Annotated in this window: 14 protein-coding genes; 9 read left to right on the forward strand and 5 right to left on the reverse strand. The window is 61.5% G+C overall.

From position 1 onward, the window contains the following. The 4 genes from glgA (at window position 1) to C7U61_RS15545 (ending at window position 5808) form a co-directional block, all read left to right on the forward strand. Window positions 1-1443 carry a glycogen synthase GlgA gene (gene glgA, locus C7U61_RS15530; RefSeq protein ID WP_106998910.1) on the forward strand — a complete coding sequence of 481 codons (1443 nt, stop codon included), beginning with the start codon at window positions 1-3 and terminating at the stop codon, window positions 1441-1443. 4 nt (window positions 1444-1447) lie between these two features. After that, on the forward strand, window positions 1448-3076 hold the full coding sequence (locus C7U61_RS15535; RefSeq protein ID WP_106998911.1) for an alpha-D-glucose phosphate-specific phosphoglucomutase: 1629 nt from the start codon (window positions 1448-1450) through the stop codon (window positions 3074-3076). A gap of 205 nt (window positions 3077-3281) precedes the next feature. After that, window positions 3282-5252: a glycogen debranching protein GlgX gene (glgX, locus tag C7U61_RS15540; RefSeq protein WP_106998912.1), complete on the forward strand. Its 1971-nt coding sequence runs from the start codon at window positions 3282-3284 to the stop codon at window positions 5250-5252. A 67-nt stretch (window positions 5253-5319) separates the two neighbouring features. Continuing rightward, window positions 5320-5808, forward strand: a complete 489-nt coding sequence (locus C7U61_RS15545; protein WP_106998913.1) for a MaoC family dehydratase — start codon at window positions 5320-5322, stop codon at window positions 5806-5808. Window positions 5809-5828: 20 nt separating this feature from the next. On the opposite strand, the gene C7U61_RS15550 is transcribed toward C7U61_RS15545, so the two are convergent. The 4 genes from C7U61_RS15550 to C7U61_RS15565 form a co-directional block, all read right to left on the reverse strand. Beyond that, window positions 5829-6377, reverse strand: coding sequence for a sarcosine oxidase subunit gamma (locus C7U61_RS15550; protein WP_106998914.1), 549 nt, complete (start codon window positions 6375-6377; stop codon window positions 5829-5831). Further along, window positions 6370-9366 (reverse strand): sarcosine oxidase subunit alpha, encoded by a 2997-nt coding sequence (locus tag C7U61_RS15555; protein WP_106998915.1) that lies wholly within the window; start codon window positions 9364-9366, stop codon window positions 6370-6372. The genes C7U61_RS15550 and C7U61_RS15555 overlap by 8 nt, the downstream gene beginning before the upstream one ends. After that, entirely contained in the window at window positions 9363-9728 is a 366-nt protein-coding gene (locus tag C7U61_RS15560; protein ID WP_106998916.1) for a sarcosine oxidase subunit delta, read from the reverse strand. Before C7U61_RS15560 ends, C7U61_RS15555 begins: the two co-directional genes overlap by 4 nt. A gap of 181 nt (window positions 9729-9909) precedes the next feature. Then, the gene (locus C7U61_RS15565) at window positions 9910-11163 is read right to left on the reverse strand and encodes a sarcosine oxidase subunit beta family protein (RefSeq protein ID WP_106998917.1); all 1254 of its coding nucleotides are present in this window, start codon (window positions 11161-11163) and stop codon (window positions 9910-9912) included. 177 nt (window positions 11164-11340) lie between these two features. Between C7U61_RS15565 and C7U61_RS19545 the strand changes: the two genes are divergently transcribed. The 5 genes from C7U61_RS19545 (at window position 11341) to C7U61_RS15595 (ending at window position 16320) form a co-directional block, all read left to right on the forward strand. After that, window positions 11341-11667, forward strand: coding sequence for a hypothetical protein (locus C7U61_RS19545; RefSeq protein WP_162718316.1), 327 nt, complete (start codon window positions 11341-11343; stop codon window positions 11665-11667). Window positions 11668-11953: 286 nt separating this feature from the next. Next, a complete protein-coding gene (rpsU, locus tag C7U61_RS15575; protein WP_004117638.1) occupies window positions 11954-12166 on the forward strand; it encodes a 30S ribosomal protein S21 in 213 nt (70 codons plus the stop codon). A 138-nt stretch (window positions 12167-12304) separates the two neighbouring features. Continuing rightward, entirely contained in the window at window positions 12305-13180 is an 876-nt protein-coding gene (locus tag C7U61_RS15580; protein WP_245410805.1) for a tetratricopeptide repeat protein, read from the forward strand. 167 nt (window positions 13181-13347) lie between these two features. After that, a complete protein-coding gene (locus C7U61_RS15590) occupies window positions 13348-14418 on the forward strand; it encodes an FAD-binding oxidoreductase (RefSeq protein WP_106998919.1) in 1071 nt (356 codons plus the stop codon). A 246-nt stretch (window positions 14419-14664) separates the two neighbouring features. Further along, window positions 14665-16320: a sensor histidine kinase gene (locus C7U61_RS15595; protein ID WP_106998920.1), complete on the forward strand. Its 1656-nt coding sequence runs from the start codon at window positions 14665-14667 to the stop codon at window positions 16318-16320. Window positions 16321-16356: 36 nt separating this feature from the next. On the opposite strand, the gene C7U61_RS15600 is transcribed toward C7U61_RS15595, so the two are convergent. Beyond that, the gene (locus tag C7U61_RS15600; RefSeq protein ID WP_106999127.1) at window positions 16357-17751 is read right to left on the reverse strand and encodes an NAD(P)(+) transhydrogenase (Re/Si-specific) subunit beta; all 1395 of its coding nucleotides are present in this window, start codon (window positions 17749-17751) and stop codon (window positions 16357-16359) included. Window positions 17752-17758: the final 7 nt, after the last annotated feature.

Below are 17758 nucleotides of genomic sequence, written 5' to 3' on the forward strand. Positions count from 1 at the left end.
ATGAAGGTTCTCTCGGTTTCGTCCGAAGTCTTCCCCCTGATCAAGACGGGGGGCCTGGCCGATGTGGTCGGCGCCCTGCCTATCGCACTGAAGCCCTATGGCGTCGAAACCAAAACCCTCATCCCAGGCTATCCTGCGGTCATGAAAGCCATTCGCGATCCGGTCGCTCGTCTCGAGCTTCCGGATCTCCTCGGCGAGGCAGCCACCATTCTCGAAGTCGAGCACGCGGGTATTTCCTTCCTCGTGCTCGACGCACCAGCCTATTACAGCCGCACCGGCGGTCCCTATGTCGATGCGACAGGCAAGGACTACCCCGACAACTGGCGGCGTTTCGCCGCTCTGTCGCTCGCCGGTGCGGAAATTGCCGCAGGTCTCCTGCCAGGCTGGCGGCCGGACCTCGTGCATGCGCATGATTGGCAGTCGGCCATGGTACCGGTCTACATGCGCTACTATCCGACACCGGAACTGCCAAGCGTTCTGACCATCCACAACATCGCATTCCAGGGTCAGTTCGGCGCCGATATTTTCCCGAGCCTGCGCCTGCCCGACCACGCCTTTTCCATGGAAGGCATCGAATATTACGGCGATGTCGGCTTCCTCAAGGGCGGACTGCAGACGGCGCATGCCCTGACCACCGTCAGCCCATCCTATGCAGAGGAAATCCTGACGCCGGAATTCGGCATGGGTCTCGAAGGGGTCATCGCCAGCAAGGCCTACAATCTCTACGGCATCGTCAACGGCATCGACGACGACATCTGGAATCCGGCGATCGATCCGATGATCGCCCAGACCTATAGCGCGGCGACGTTGAAGGATCGTGCCGTCAACCGGCATCGGGTCGTCGAGCATTTCGGCCTGGATGAGGATGATGGTCCGATCTTCTGCGTCGTCAGCCGCCTCACCTGGCAGAAGGGCATGGATCTTCTGGCCGAGGTTGCCAGCGATATTGTCCACATGGGCGGCAAGCTCGCCATTCTCGGCGCCGGCGACGCGGCGCTCGAGGGCGCACTCTTTGCCGCGGCCGGCCGTCATCGGGGTCGTGTCGGCGTGTCCGCCGGCTACAACGAGCCTATGTCGCATCTGATGCAGGCCGGCTGCGACGCGATTATCATTCCCTCGCGCTTCGAACCCTGTGGTCTCACGCAGCTTTATGGCTTACGCTACGGCTGCCTGCCGATCGTTGCGCGCACGGGCGGCCTGAACGATACGATTATCGACGCCAATCACGCCGCGCTGCAGGCAAAAGTCGCGACCGGCATTCAATTTTCGCCCGTCACCGCGGAGGGGCTGTTGCAGGCCATGCGCCGCGCGATGCACCTCTTCCAGGATCGAAAGGTCTGGACGCAGATGCAAAAGCAGGGCATGAAATCCGACGTATCCTGGGGCAGGAGCGCAGAACGCTACGCCGCTCTCTACTCCAGTCTAGTCTCGAGAGGCGCTTAACCCGATGATTAAAACCGTACCGACCACCCCCTACGCGGATCAGAAACCCGGCACTTCGGGCTTGCGAAAGAAGGTTCCCGTATTCCAGCAGCCGAACTACGCGGAAAACTTCATTCAGTCGATTTTCGATTCGCTCGAAGGCTATCAGGGCAAGTGCCTGGTCATCGGCGGCGACGGCCGCTACTACAATCGCGAAGTCATCCAGAAGGCCATCAAAATGGCCGCTGCCAACGGCTTCGGCAAGGTGATGGTCGGCAAGGGCGGCATCCTCTCGACGCCTGCAGCCTCCAACATCATCCGCAAGTACAAGGCCTTCGGCGGCATCATCCTGTCGGCCAGCCACAATCCCGGCGGCCCGACGGAAGACTTCGGCATCAAATACAACATCAGCAACGGCGGCCCCGCGCCCGAAAAGATCACCGACGCCATCTATGAGCGCTCCAAGGTGATCGACAGCTACAAGATCGCCGATTTCCCCGACATCAACCTCGACCGCATCGCCCGCGAGGATGTCGGCGGCATGATCGTCTCGGTCATCGACCCCGTCGAGGACTATGCGGCACTCATGGAGGAGCTGTTCGATTTCGGCGCCATCCGCAACCTGATCAGCCTCGGCTTCCGCATCTGTTTCGACGCGATGAGCGCCGTCACCGGCCCCTATGCCAAGGAAATCTTCGAAATCCGCCTTGGCGCCCCGGACGGATCGGTTCGCAATTTTCTGCCGCTGCCCGATTTCGGCGGTCATCATCCGGATCCGAACCTTGTCTATTGCAAGGAGCTCTACGACGACATGATGAGCGACGATGCGCCCGATTTCGGCGCCGCGTCGGACGGCGACGGCGACCGAAATCTCATCATCGGCAAGGGCATCTACGTCACCCCGTCGGACAGCCTGGCGATCCTGGCTGCCAACGCCAACCTCGCTCCCGGCTACTCGCATGGTATCGCCGGCATTGCCCGTTCCATGCCGACCAGCGGCGCCGCCGACCGTGTTGCCGAAAAGCGCGGCGTCGGCATCTATGAGACGCCGACCGGCTGGAAGTTCTTCGGCAATCTGCTCGATGCCGGCATGGCGACGATCTGTGGCGAGGAAAGCTCCGGCACCGGCTCGAACCACGTTCGCGAAAAGGACGGTCTTTGGGCCGTGCTGCTCTGGCTGAACATCCTGGCCGTTCGCGGCGAGAGCGTCATCGATATCGTCACGCAGCATTGGGCCACCTATGGCCGCAACTATTATTCCCGCCACGATTATGAAGGCGTCGATACCGATGCTGCCAACGGCCTGATTGCAGCGCTACGCGAAAAGCTGCCGACCCTGCCCGGCACGAAATTCGGCGATCTTACCGTTTCCGCCGCCGACGATTTCGCCTATCACGATCCGGTCGACAAGTCGGTCAGCCAGCATCAGGGCATCCGCATCCTCTTCGAAGGCGGCTCCCGCGTGGTCTTCCGTCTCTCCGGCACCGGTACCACGGGCGCGACGCTGCGCGTCTATATCGAGCGCTACGAGCCCGATCCGACCCGCCACAATATCGAGACCCAGGAAGCGCTGGCCGATCTCATCAGGGCTGCCCAGGATATCGCCGACATCAAGGGCCGTACTGGCCGTGACGCACCGACGGTGATTACCTGACAGCATTTTTACCGAGCTCCCCTCACCCTACCCTCTCCCCGAGGGGAGGGGGAATTGTGCCATCAGGACCTTCTCCCAAAGGGAGAAGGTGGATTTTGGTGATTGAGCAGAGCGAAATCACCGAAAGACGGATGAGGGGTTATCCAGGAACGACGGCAAATCGTATCACCTCGTTCCAACATCCGAAAATGGAAAGCCGCGAGACATGTCAGAGCCGACAACCCGCTGCCTTGGCGCGACCCTTACCGACTCGGGTGTTGAATTTACCGTCTATTCCAGGCATGCCGAGCAGATAGACCTCTGCCTGTTCGACACCGAGGGCCATAAGGAAATTGCGCGTCTGCCGCTCGCCTGCGACGGCGATGAACACCGCCTCTTCGTGAAAGATGTGGGGGAAGGCACACGCTACGGCCTGCGTGCCCACGGCACCTATGATCCCGATCGCGGCCTATGGTTCGATCCGTCCAAATTGCTGGTCGATCCTTACGCCAGGGAGATCGATCGGCCGTTTCGCTATGATCCGCGTCTGGGCGTCTTAGGCGCGGACACGCAGGACTTGATGCCGAAGGCGATCGTCTCGCGCCCTGTCGCCGTCAAACCGGCCAAGCCATTGTTTCAGCCCGGCGGGCTGATCTACGAAATCGCCGTGAAGCCCTTCACCATGCTGCATCCCGAGGTGCCGGCGAAGCAGCGCGGTACGCTCGGCGCCCTCGCCCATCCCTCCATCATCGCGCATCTCAAGCGCCTGCAGGTGAACGCCGTCGAACTGATGCCGATCACGGCGTGGATCGACGAACGGCACCTGCCGCCGCTCGATCTCACCAATGGCTGGGGTTACAATCCTGTCGCCTTCATGGCGCTCGACCCGCGTCTCGTCCCCGGCGGCATGAAGGAACTGCGCGAGACGGTCGCTGCCCTTCACGCCGAAGGCATCGCCGTCATTCTCGATCTCGTCTTCAACCATACGGGCGAGAGCGACCGCCACGGCTCGACACTATCCCTGCGCGGCCTCGACAACCCCACTTATTTCCGCAGTCTGTCGGATCAGCCCGGAACGCTGGTCAACGATACCGGCACGGGAAACACTGTCGCATGTGATCAGCCGCCGACACGCAAGCTTATCATCGACAGCTTGCGCCATCTCGTCCGCAATGCCGGCATCGACGGCTTCCGCTTCGATCTCGCCACCGTGCTGGGACGCAACGGCAAGGGCTTCGATCCGGAAAGCATGACGCTGCGTACCATGCTGGCGGACGAGCTGCTGCAGGATCGCATCATGATCGCCGAACCCTGGGACATCGGTCCCGGCGGCTATCAACTCGGGAATTTCCCGGCGCCTTTCCTCGAATGGAACGACCGCGCCCGCGACGACCTGCGCCGCTTCTGGCGCGGTGATGCCGGCATTGGCGATCTGGCAACGGTTCTTGCCGGCTCCTCCTCCATCTTCGGCCGTGACGGGCGAACGCAGACCCGCAGTGTCAACTTCCTCGCCGCCCATGACGGCTTTACCCTGATGGATCTCGTTTCCTACGAGAACAAGCACAATGAAGCCAACGGCGAGAACAATCGCGACGGCCACAACGAGAATTTCTCCTGGAACGACGGCATCGAGGGAAAAACGGACGATCCGGCGATCCAGTCCAAACGCCGCGCCGATATCGAAGCCATGCTGTCGACGCTCTTTGCCACACGCGGCTCGATCATGCTGACCGCAGGCGATGAAGGCGGACGCAGCCAGCAGGGCAATAACAATGCCTATTGCCAGGACAACGCCATCACCTGGATGAACTGGAAGCTCCTGGATGAGGAACTGATCGCCCATACCGCCTGGCTCGCCGGCCTGCGCCGCCGCTTCACGGCCTTTGGCGACATGAATTTCTTTCGCGGCGATGGCGACGTGCTGTGGTTCTCAAGCGCCGGCACGCCGATGACGGTGCCGGATTGGGAAGCACCGGGAGCGGCCGTGCTCGGCATGGCGCTGCAAACAGTGGATCGCGCGACCCACCGATCGACGCGACTCGCCATAGCCTTCAATCGCGCCGCAGACGAACGCTCCGTGACATTACCGGCTTCCGAAAGCGGGGGTTGGTCCCACCTGACGACGGCAGGCGAGAATGCAGCCGGTGGGCAGATCACCCTACCCGCCCGCTCCGTCGCCTTCCTTCTGGAAAACTGATCCCGGTTGCACTTTCAGTCCCGATTCGCCAGAAAGGGTTTTGACGACACCGACTGACGAGGATGGCATGCCCGGCGAAATTTCGCTTGTTGAGATCATGAAGCTTGTGGGAACGGAGATCGGCGTTTCCGATTGGATCACCGTCGACCAGACGATGATCGACACCTTTGCCGATGCGACGCTCGATCACCAGTTCATCCATGTCGATCCCGAACGTGCCAAAGCGGAAACGGCCTATGGCGGCACCATCGCCCATGGCTTCCTGACACTCTCGCTGCTCTCGGCGATGAATTATAGCGGCCTGCCGAAAATCCGCGAACAGACCATGGGCATCAATTACGGCTTCGAGAAGATCCGCTTCATGTCGCCGGTCAAGTGCGGCGCGCGCGTGCGCGGGCGTTTCACGCTCGCCGAAACGCGGCTGCGCGGCGCCAATATGCTGATGCTGACCTATGATGTAACCGTCGAGATTGAAAACGAGCACAAACCGGCGATGACTGCGACATGGACGACCATATCGCAGTTCGACCCGAAGGATCGGCCGGAAGAGGTCTGAGCTACACTGATGCCGGCCTTTTAAAGGCCTGCATCCTCCGCACCCTCGGCGAGAAGGCCGAAGGCATAGTCGGAGAAGGAGCGCCAGACCTCGACGCGGAATGTCTCCTCATCGAGCCGCAGGATCACCACTTCCGCCTTACCGAGCAGCGTGCGCGAGCAGGCGCCGACGGGGAATGCGCTCAAGGACACGTCCTGCGGGCAGCCGGCGGCAAGCGTCGCTTCTGCACCCGGCCCAGAGACAATGACTGCGGTATTGCGATGCGAGACATCGGTCGCCGAATGCAGCACGCCTGACGATGCAGCCACGCCGACCAGCTCGGCGCCGTTTTCATCGATGACGAGCCATTCGTCCGGGCCGAGCCACAGGCCATGACGGCCATTGGCACTGGCCGAGGTCTTCGGCCGGGTCGGCAGCTGCAGGCCGAGCGCCTGTGAAAGACCATGGACGGAATCGGCCGGCGCGCGCAGCGAAATGCGGCTTGCGGGCGCCGCTGGCGTCAGCCGGACGGTCGAGGAACCACCGTGGCGGCCGGCGAGCGGCAGTTTGCGGGTAGCGAGATCAGCCATTGATTCGGCCTCCTTCCTTGTCAAAGAACACCAGATCCGTCACCTCGACTGATATCGTCTTGTCGGGCATCGGCACATAGAGCGTCTTGCCCATGCGCTCGCGACCGCCAGCAACCAGCGCGAAGGCGATGGAGCGGCCGAGATTTTCGGACCAGTAGGCCGAAGTGACATGGCCGAGCATGGTCATCGGCTTCGGCTCATTCGGATCGGCGACGATCTGTGCGCCCTCCTCCAGCACCACCTTCGGATCGCGGGTAACGAGACCGACGAGCTGCTTGCGCCCTTCCTTGACGAGATCCGGCCGCTTCAGCCCGCGAATGCCGACGAAATCGGTCTTCTTCTTGGAGACGGCCCAGGCAAGGCCGGCATCGTCGGGCGTGACCGTACCGTCGGTATCCTGGCCGACGATGATGTAGCCCTTCTCGGCGCGCAGCACGTGCATGGTCTCCGTGCCGTAGGCGCAGGCGCCCAGCGGCTCGGCGCGAGCCCAGACGGCCTCCCAGACCGACTGTCCGTAGTCCGCCGGCACGTTGATTTCGTAGCCGACCTCACCGGTGAAGGAGACGCGGAACAGCCGTGCCGGGACGCCGCAGACCTTGCACTCGGCCACGCTCATATGCGGGAAGGCCTCGTTGGAAAGATCCTGGCCCTCGACGAGCGGCTCGATGATCTCGCGTGCCTTCGGACCCTGTACGGCGATGACTGCCCATTGCTCTGTGGTGGAGGTCAGCCACACCTTCAGATGCGGGAACTCGGTCTGCAGATAGTCTTCCATGTGATGCAGCACACGCGGCGCGCCGCCGGTCGTTGTGGTCACATGGAAGCGATCCTCGGCCAGACGCCCGACGACGCCATCATCATAAACGAAGCCGTCTTCGCGGGTCATGATGCCGTAGCGGCAACGGCCGGGCTTCAGCGTATCCCAGGCATTGGTGTAGATCAGATTCAGGAATTCGGCCGCATCAGGCCCGACCACTTCGATCTTGCCGAGCGTCGAGGCATCGAACACGCCGGCCACTTCGCGCGCCGTGCGGCACTCGCGGTTGACGGCCTGATGCATTGTTTCACCGGCGCGCGGGTAGAACCAGGCGCGCTTCCAGTTGCCGACATCCTCGAAGATCGCGCCGTGCGCCTCTTCCCAGGCATGCATCGGCGTCTTGCGGGCAGGATCGAAGAGAGCCCCGCGCGAATGGCTGATCAGCGTGCCATAAGTGACAGGCGTATAGGGCGCACGGAAGGTGGTGAGACCGACCTGAGGAATATCCTTGCCGAGCATTTCGGCAGCGATCGCCAGCCCGTGCATGTTGGAAAGCTTGCCCTGGTCGGAGGCCATGCCGTTGGTGGTGAAGCGCTTGATGTGCTCGATGGAATGCATGCCTTCGCGCACGGCAAGCCGGATATCCTTGGCGCAAACATCATGCTGGAAGTCGACGAAAGCTTTCGCATTCGTATCCGGTCCGGCGCCCTCGGCCGCACCGATCATGCCGCCGGTCCATTCGAATGCCTGTTCGGCCTGAAGCTGGATCTTCTCTCCGCCATTGGTGCTGCCCGTGGCGCGCGCCATCAGTTCGCCGGCGGCAAGCGATTCCTCGATCGCGGCCTGCAGCCCGTCCGTACCGTTGCAGGCACCGACCGAAAGGCAATCCTGAACATAGGTGCCCGGCAGGAAGCGCTGCTTCTCTGTATCGAATTTCAATTTGCCGCGCGACTGCGAGAAGAGATGCACGGACGGCGTCCAGCCGGCCGAAACCAGCAGGGCATCCACCGGGATCTTACGGGTGGCGGAGCTGCCATTGCGCGAGACGGTCATGGAGGAGACCCGCAGTTTGCCTGATGTATCGACGACGGCATAGTCGGTCATGACCTCGATGCCGAGCCGCTTTGCTTCGGCGAGAACCGCCTCGCCCGGCCGCGCGCGGCTGTCGACGATGGCAGCGATGGAAATGCCGGCACGCTTGAGATCGAAGGCGGCCTCATAGGCCGAATCATGCGCCGTGTAGACGCCGATCTTCGCGCCGACGGCGACTCCATAATGATTGAGATAGGCGCGCGCCGCCGAAGCCAGCATGATGCCCGGCCGGTCATTGTTCGGGAATACCATGTGGCGTTCGATGGCGCCCGTCGCCAGAACGGCGCGCTTGGCGCGAACCTGCCACAACCGCTCGCGCGGCAGGTTGCGGCCGGGTTTGGCCAGATGGTCGGTCACCCGTTCGGCAAGACCAAAGAAATTGTGGTTGTAATAGCCGAAGGCGGTCGTCCGCGTCAGCACCTGGACATTCGGCATCGCCTTAAGCTTGGCGAAGGTCACCTGCGCCCACTCATAGCCTTCGACACCGTCGATCTTGATGCCGGTATCGAAGCGGAGCGCGCCGCCGACCTCCGGCTGCTCGTCGCAGAGGATGACCTTGGCGCCGGTTTCAGCAGCCGCAAGTGCTGCGGAAAGACCCGCAACGCCGGCACCGACGACGAGAACGTCACAATGGGCATAGCGGCTGGCATAATGATCCGGATCCTCTTCCGTCGGCGCGACACCAAGGCCGGCGGCACGGCGGATGAAGGGCTCGTAGAGATGTTTCCAGGCCGACTTCGGCCACATGAAGGTCTTGTAGTAGAAGCCGGCAGCAAAGAAGGGCGACATCAGATTGTTGACGCCACCGATATCGAAGGCGAGCGACGGCCAGCGGTTCTGCGACTGAGCCTTCATGCCGTCGAAGACTTCCTGCACGCTGGCCCGTACGTTCGGCTGCCGCCGCGCCGCGTCGCGGGAGATATCGAGCAGCGCGTTCGGCTCTTCGGCTCCAGCCGACAGGATACCGCGCGGACGGTGGTACTTGAAGGATCGGCCGACCAGATGGACGCCGTTGGCAAGCAGCGCCGAGGCGACGGTATCGCCTTCGAGCGCGGTATAGGTCTTGCCGTCAAAAGTGAAGCGAGCGGTTCTGGCCGGCGTCAGACGTCCCTTGCCCGCGATACGATTGGCGCCGCTCATTCAACGAATCCCTCTGTTGGTGCCGTCTGTTCCTGTTCGTTCCGTTGCTGCGCCACCGGTTCGGCCGCGCCCGGCAGCAGCGTCGCCGGATCCGGTTTCGGCTCGCCGGCCTTGTAGGTCCGGTAGAAGTGATCGCTCACCGTGTCGCGCGCCGCATTGAAGAAGCGGCCGCAGCCATGAATGTGCCGCCAGCGCTCGAAGATCAGGCCCTTCGGATTGTCGCGCAGGAAGAAATATTCCTCGAATTCTTCATCCGAGATTCCGGCAATATTGGCCGGCCGAACGATATGCGCGTCGCCGGCGTTGCGGAATTCGAGTTCCGAACGCTCTTCCTCGCAATAGGGGCAGTAAATCAGCAGCATCGTTTTCTACCTGTGTTAAAGCTCGGAGCCCGAAAGGCTTGTACCGGGAGGCTGCGCGCAAAGCTGCCGTCCCATAGTGACGAAAGGTGTATGCGCTTCAACAGCGCCTCAAGCGATCCGTAGGGCTTCGGCACGTCGGTCATCCCCAGATTGACCAGGCCCATGCCGACCGCGGCGGGCATCAGTGTGCCACGGCGGCCGCCGCCGCCTCATCAATCAGACGGCCGGTGCGGAAGCGTTCCAGCGTCAGGCCGGCATTGAACTTATGCGGCTCGTCGCGGGCAATCAGATGCGCAAAAAGATTGGCCGACCCCGGCGTCGCCTTGAAGCCGCCGGTGCCCCAGCCGCAATTGACATAGAGCCCGGGCACCGGCGTCTTCGACTGGATCGCCGAACGGTCGGGGGTATTGTCGACGATGCCGCCCCAGGAGCGCATCATCTTCACGCGGCGGAACATCGGGAACAGCTCGCAGATCGCATCCAGCGTATGGGTGATGATCTGCAGACCGCCGGTCTGGCTATAGGAGTTGTATTGATCCGTGCCGGCGCCGATGACGAGTTCGCCCTTGTCGGACTGCGAGATATAGGCGTGCACAGTGTTCGACATGACGACGCAGGGGAAGATCGGCTTCAGCGGCTCGGACACGAGCGCCTGCAGCGGGCTAGATTGCAGCGGCACTCGCACACCGGCCATCTGCATGACGACCGTGGTGTGGCCGGCGGCGGAAACGCCGACCTTCTTGGCGCCGATGAAGCCCTTGCTCGTTTCGACACCCGTCACACGGCCATCCGGCCCGCGGCGAATGCCGGTTACTTCGCAATTCTGGATGATGTGCACGCCGCGATCGGAAGCAGCACGGGCATATCCCCACGCGACGGCATCATGGCGGGCTGTGCCGCCGCGGCGCTGTAGGGCGGCGCCATTGATCGGATAGCGTGCCGTCTTCGAAATATCGAGCGGCGGACAATAGGCCTTGGCCTGCTCGGGCGTCAGCCATTCATTGTCGATGCCATAGAGACTGTTGGCGTGGATATGGCGCTTGAAGGACTGCTGGTCATGCACATTGTGCGACAGCATCATCACGCCGCGCGGCGAATACATGACATTGTAATTGAGATCCTGAGACAGCCCTTCCCAGAGCTTCATCGAATGCTCGTAGATGTGCATGCTCTCTTCATAGAGATAGTTCGAGCGGATGATGGTCGTGTTGCGGCCGGTATTGCCGCCGCCGAGCCAACCCTTCTCGATCACGGCGACATTGGTGATGCCGTGCTCCTTGGCGAGATAATAGGCCGCGCCCAGCCCATGACCGCCGGCGCCGACGATGATGACGTCATACTCCTTGCGCGGCTCCGGCGAGGTCCATTGAGCCTCCCAGCCCTTGTGAGCCCGCATCGCTTCCCGTGCCACGGCAAAAACCGAGTATTTACGCATTCGCCCTCAACTCCTTCAGGCAAGACGCCCTTCTTGTAGGTCATACAAATCGCAAATCGAAAACCGACACAACGGCTCTTTTGCGACGCATTTAGGACCGTCTTTCGACACGGTTAAAATTGCCATTCAGTCGAGTGGCCAGCCCATGACTGCTTAGCAGATCTATTTGCGTTGCAGATGGCAGACCTTCACCCGCCCATCATGGCCATCCTTGTGCCAGACACACCCCCCATTCCGCGGCTTTCCCTTGTAAAGATAGATTCTTGCCCGGTGTTTGTTGTCACAGGTTTGGTTGGAAAAATCGTGGCCGCCGATCCGGACACTCTTGCCGAAACGCAGCTCGCCGGCGCGGACGAGGCACGCGCTGCAGCAAGAACGACCAGCGCCAATATAGGCGGCGCGAGCAGTCTTCCGACGACAGCAAAGCCAAGCGATTTCATAAAACGATTCCTCCTTTGCTCGGACCATTGCTCGCACGATGCAATCGCCGTCATGCGCGAATGACTATGATCCGAAATACTCATATAAGCACCTCCATGTCGCAAAGATCGGGGTCCGCTAATCCCTTATTCAACAGCTCCGATGAAGCGCCACGGGCATGGCCGGCTGAATTCGGTGCTCGACAAACCGCTTTTTCCTCTGCAAACTCACGATCTGGCTAGACTTTGACAAACCGATCTGCTATCCCGCCTCCCAATCGCAAGGCTGCGGCTGCGCGAACGTAATATTTTTGCCTCCTGGCGCTGCCGTCGCCGCTGGCATCAACCAAAACCAAAGGAACGTGATTCTCGTGCAGGTACTTGTCCGCGATAACAATGTCGACCAGGCTCTCCGCGCTCTCAAGAAGAAGATGCAGCGCGAAGGTATTTTCCGCGAAATGAAGATGCGCGACTACTATGAAAAGCCGTCGCAGAAGCGTGCTCGCGAAAAGGCTGAAGCTGTTCGTCGCGTTCGCAAGCTTGCTCGCAAGCGCGCTCAGCGCGAAGGCCTTGTTGCCAAGTAATCGCCGTTTTTTCGACGTTTTCAGATGCATGTGTGGCGGGGGCGAGTCGTTCGCCGCCGCCTTTTTGATTTATTCTCTACGCAAATCGGATTAAATCAGAACAGCCTGATATGACGCATGGGGAAAGCGAACCCGATAATGGCAATGACGACTTCCGTAAAGTTCCGCACTTCGAACCTCTCCTTAGCCGTTTCGAAGCGCGCCGTGGTGCTGCCTGCTTTGGCGATACTTGCCGCAATCAGCCTTTCCAGCTGCCAGACTGCCACCACAGATAACGTGATCCAGATCGACAAGGCGCAAGGCTCGTCCGAAAATATTGCCTCGCTGACATCAGTCATCAATGCCAATCCACAGGATCCGGAAGGCTACAATGTGCGCGGCACTGCCTATGGCCGCGGCGGCGATTTCAACCGGGCTCTTGGCGATTTCAATCAGGCGATCCAGCTCAATCCGAAATTCTACCAGGCCTATGCCAACCGCGCGCTCATCTACCGCAACATGGGCAAGCTGCCGGAAGCGGTGGCGGATTATAATGCGGCGCTGCAGATCAATCCGAACTACGACGTCGCCTATATCGGCCGCGGCAATCTTTACCGTCAGGCCGGCCGCGACAACGACGCCTTCAATGATTATTCGAAGGCCATCAGCCTCGGGACGACTGATGGACGCGCCTATAACGGCCGTGGCGTGATCTACCAGAAGCGCAATCAGCAGGATAAGGCGATCGATGATTTCTCCAAGGCGATCTCGCTGTCGCCGAACTCGCCGGAGCCTTACAACAGCCGCGGCATCTCCTATCTCGCGCAGAACGACGACGACAACGCTTTTGCCGATTTCAACCATGCGATCGAGCTGAACAACAAGCTCGCCGAATCCTGGGCAAACCAGGCCTTCGTCTATGAGCGCAAAGGCGACAAGGCGAAAGCCCGCCGCTCCTATCAGCACGCGGTCAATCTCGATCCCAACTATCAGCCGGCCAGAGACGGCCTGGCGCGTGTCGGCGCCGGCGCCTGACACAGAGTCGTATCCCGGCAAGACATCCAGCCGCCGGCGATCCTTCGCCCGGCGGCTTTTCTTTGTTCGGGTCTTTGATTTCGCGCATGTCGTTATCGCAAAACCGCTGCACACTTTTGCGCGACATGCTGTAGTCTCCCGCTCACCCGTTCAAGTGAGACAAAGACATGCCCTCCCCGCAGAAAATCATCGTCATCGGCGCCGGCATCATCGGGGCTTCCGTTGCCTGGCATCTGAGCCGCAAGGGCGCGTCGGTAACGGTGGTCGCGCAGCAGATCGGCGGCGTTGCGACCCCGAATTCCTTCGCCTGGATCAATGCAAGCTGGGGCAATCCGGAATTCTACTTCCATGTCCGTCACCGCTCGATGGCCGAGTGGTCGAGGCTGAAGGCTGATCTGCCTGATATCCCGCTATCCTGGTGTGGCGGCCTCAGCTGGGATCTTCCCGAGGCGGAACTGGACGCCTATGCGGCGCAGCATCATGGCTGGGGCTATGGCATACAGCCGGTCAACCGGGCGACGATTGCGATGCTAGAACCGAACCTCGCCAATCCGCCAGACTATGCTCTGCATGTCGCTGAAGAAGGCGCTGTCGAACCCGTAGCGGCCGCCAAACTGCTGCTGGAAGATGCCCGCCTTCGGGGCGCGATCCTGTCATCCAATGTCCAAGTCAAGGGTCTGCTGAGGCAAGGGGAGCGCATTGTCGGCATCGAAACGAGCGAAGGGCCGATGCATGCCGATCATGTGGTTCTGGCTGCCGGTGCAGGCACGGCGGCACTCGCCGCCTCGGCGGACATTCTCGTGCCGCTCGAAACACCTCCGGGGCTCATCGTCCATTCCCAACCCGCACCGAAAATGTTGAACGGTCTGGTGATGGCGCCGGAACTGCATCTGCGCCAGACGGCGGAAGGACGAATCATAGCCGGCAGCGACTTCGGCGGCACCGATCCCGGCGATAACCCTCAGGCGGCTGCCGACGCGCTCTTCGACAAGGTCAGAGCGGCATTGAAAGGCGGCGAGGCGCTGGAACTCGATTTCCACACCGTAGGCTATCGCCCAACCCCGAAAGACGGTCTGCCGATCCTGGGCAATGCCGGTGCGGCGCCCGGCCTCTACCTCGCAGTTCTGCATTCCGGCATTACGCTCGCACCGCTCGTCGGCCTGCTCGCCGCGCAGGAAATCGTCGATGGCAGCGAGGCTCACGATCTTGCGCCGTTTCGGCTCTCTCGCTTTTCCTAGCCCGGCGAGGCGGCCGGCGCAACCGCAGGGATGCGTCGCCGCAGCCTAAATATGCGAGATCGCTTATGATTTCGAAGCAATGACTTTTCAGATGTTGCAAGGAAATTTACCGAGCCCTAACATGGCGCTTCTGGAGCATGTAGCTCGGATCGGGGCACGGGGGCGCTGGCATGATGACCAATACCATTCTCTTTGTATTTGCTGGCGCGTCGGGTTCTCGTGGAGGCACGATCGGTTGATCGCTTCATGAGAAAACCGCATTTTCCGAAAGCGTCGATCGGTGCCTATCTGATCGCCATCGCTCTGGCGATTGCCTTGCCTATTCTCGCCTTCGTCGCGCTGCTTCTGGTTCAGCTCGAGAACAACGAGCGCGATGTGCTGAAGGGTGATACCGTCCAGGATGCGCAGGCGCTGGCACGTGCCATCGATCGCCAATTGCAGGATATGGCGACGACGTTGCGCCTCCTGTCTTCCTCGCCGGAACTCGAACGCAACGACATCGCCACCTTCTTCGCCCGCACGGAAACGGTCCTGCGCACCGATTCGCTGTTCGTGCTGCTCATGGAAAAGGATGGCCAGCTTCGGCTGAATACCCGCTGGCCGCTTGGAAAACCGCTCGGCAAGACGGGCAATATTGCAGCGCTGCAATCTGCATTGAACTCGGGCCGCATCGAGGCATCCGACGTCTTCATAGGCTCGAACGCCCGCCGTTGGGTCTATAACGTCACCCTGCCCCTCGAACATTCGCCAGCGGGCGCCGCTCTGGCGGTAACCCAGGATGCCGACGAGCTCGCCAAGCTCGTGACGACGCAGGCTCTGCCGCCCGGCTGGTCCGCCGCCATTGTGGATAAATCGGGCCACGTCGTCGCTGCCGGCGGCCCGACGACCCTTGCGCCGGGTGACATGTTCAACAAGGACATTCTGCCGAAGCTGATCGCATCCAGCGGCGTCTACCAGGACGAAAAAACCCTCCCCAATGCGGTGCTCGGCTATGCACAGATCTCCGGATGGTCCTGGAAGGCCATCGTCTGGGGACCGATCGCATCCGCCCAGCAGTCGCTGATGAGCACCTGGCGTTTCCTGATCTATGGCGGCGTGACGCTGCTGCTGATCGCGCTGGTTGCCGTCTATGCGCTGGCGCGTCAGGTGCGCACGACCATCCAGAGCATAGCCGACATGGCGGACCGCATGGGTCGAGGCGAAATCGTGTCGCCTATCGATACCAGCGTTATCGAGGCAAACCAGGTGGCCGTTGCGCTTTCCAACGCATCCTTCGACCGCAGCGTCACCGAGGACCGGCTGCATTTCGTCATGCATGAGCTCGTCCACCGCACCAAGAACCTGCTGGCGCTCGCCCAGGCGATGACACGCCAGCTCGCACGGCAGACCGACAGCGTCGATACGTTCCAGCGGGCGGTCGCCGACCGGCTGGAGGGCCTGGCTCGCTCGATCGAGGTGCTGACCAGTGAACAATGGTCCGGCGTATCGCTGCGCCGCGTCATCGATATTCATCTCGCAACCTTCCTGCAGGGACCTCAGCAGCTCGACGTTCTCGGCAATGACTTCCTGCTGAAGCCGGAGGCCGTGCAGAATCTCGGCCTGGTCCTGCACGAGCTTGCCACCAATTCGGTTAAATATGGCGCGCTTTCCGCACCGGAGGGCAAGATCACTCTCGAATGGACGAACGAAGCCGCTGAAACAGGCACCATGATCCGTTTCGTCTGGACCGAAAGCGGCGGTCCGCCGGTCAAACCGCCGAGCGATACCGGCTTCGGTACCACCGTCACCAAAACCCATGCCGCAGCCTCTTTCAGCGGCCATGTCGAGGTCGATTTCCGTCCGGCCGGACTCGTCTGGATACTCACCGCGCCGCGCAACACGATGGAGCGTCAAAGGAACTGAGGTCGGGAACGCCGCCCTTGCGGGCGCAGCCGCAGCCTACTCGTTCATCGCCTTGACGATGTCCTCGGTCACCTTCTTGGCGTCACCCAGAAGCATCATCGTGCCGTCCTTGTAGAACAGCGTATTGTCGATGCCGGCATAGCCGGAACCGAGCGAACGCTTGACGAAAAGGCAGGTCTTCGCCTTGTCGACATCGAGGATCGGCATGCCGTAGATCGGCGAGGACTTGTCGTCGCGCGCCGCCGGATTGGTGACGTCATTGGCGCCGATGACATAGGCGACATCGGCCTGGGCGAATTCCGAATTGATGTCCTCGAGCTCGAAGACCTCGTCATAAGGCACGTTGGCCTCGGCGAGCAGCACGTTCATGTGCCCCGGCATGCGGCCGGCGACGGGGTGGATGGCATATTTCACCTCGACGCCATGCGCCTTCAGCCTGTCGGCCATCTCGCGCAGGGCATGCTGAGCCTGCGCCACCGCCATGCCGTAACCCGGCACGATGATGACCTTGGAGGCATTCGCCATCAGATAGGCCGCATCCTCGGCCGAGCCGAGCTTCACGGTCTTGTCGGAATTGTCGGCTCCTCCCGAGGCGGTCTCGCCGCCGAAACCGCCGAGAATGACCGAAATGAAGGAGCGGTTCATGCCCTTGCACATGATGTAGGACAGGATCGCACCCGAGGAGCCGACAAGCGCGCCGGTAATGATGAGCGCGAGGTTGCCGAGCGTGAAGCCGATGCCGGCGGCAGCCCAACCGGAATAGGAGTTCAGCATCGACACGACGACGGGCATGTCGGCGCCGCCGATCGGCACGATCAAAAGAACACCCAGCGCCAGCGACAGCAAGACCACGGCCCAGAAAGCGAAATGGCTCTCGCTCGCCGCCAGGCTGATGATGAAGAATACAATCAGCACAAGCAGGGCGGCATTGATGACATGCCGGTTCGGCAGCAGGATCGGCTTGCCGGACATGCGCCCGTCGAGCTTCAGGAAGGCAATGATCGAGCCGGTGAACGTCAGTGCGCCGATCGCCACACCGATCGCCATCTCGATGCGAGCCTCGGTGTGGATGTGGCCGATCTCACCGATGCCGAAGGAGGACGGCGTGTAGAGCGCCGAAGCGGCCACGAGGACGGCGGCCAGACCGACCAGCGAGTGGAAACCCGCCACGAGCTGCGGCATCGAGGTCATCGGGATGACGCGCGCGATATAGGCACCCGCTCCGCCGCCGATGGCAAGGCCGAGAACGATCAGCACGAAGCCGCCGAAGGATGGCGTCGCCAGCACCAGCGTGGTAGCGATGGCAATGCCCATGCCGATCATGCCGTAGAGATTGCCGCGCCGGCTGGTTGCCGGATGCGAGAGGCCGCGCAGCGCCAGGATGAAGAGCACACCGGAAACGAGATAGAGGAAAGCCGCGATATTGCTCAGCATGCCG

The sequence above is a fragment of the Rhizobium sp. JAB6 genome (assembly GCF_003024605.1).
Taxonomy (GTDB): Bacteria; Pseudomonadota; Alphaproteobacteria; order Rhizobiales; family Rhizobiaceae; genus Rhizobium.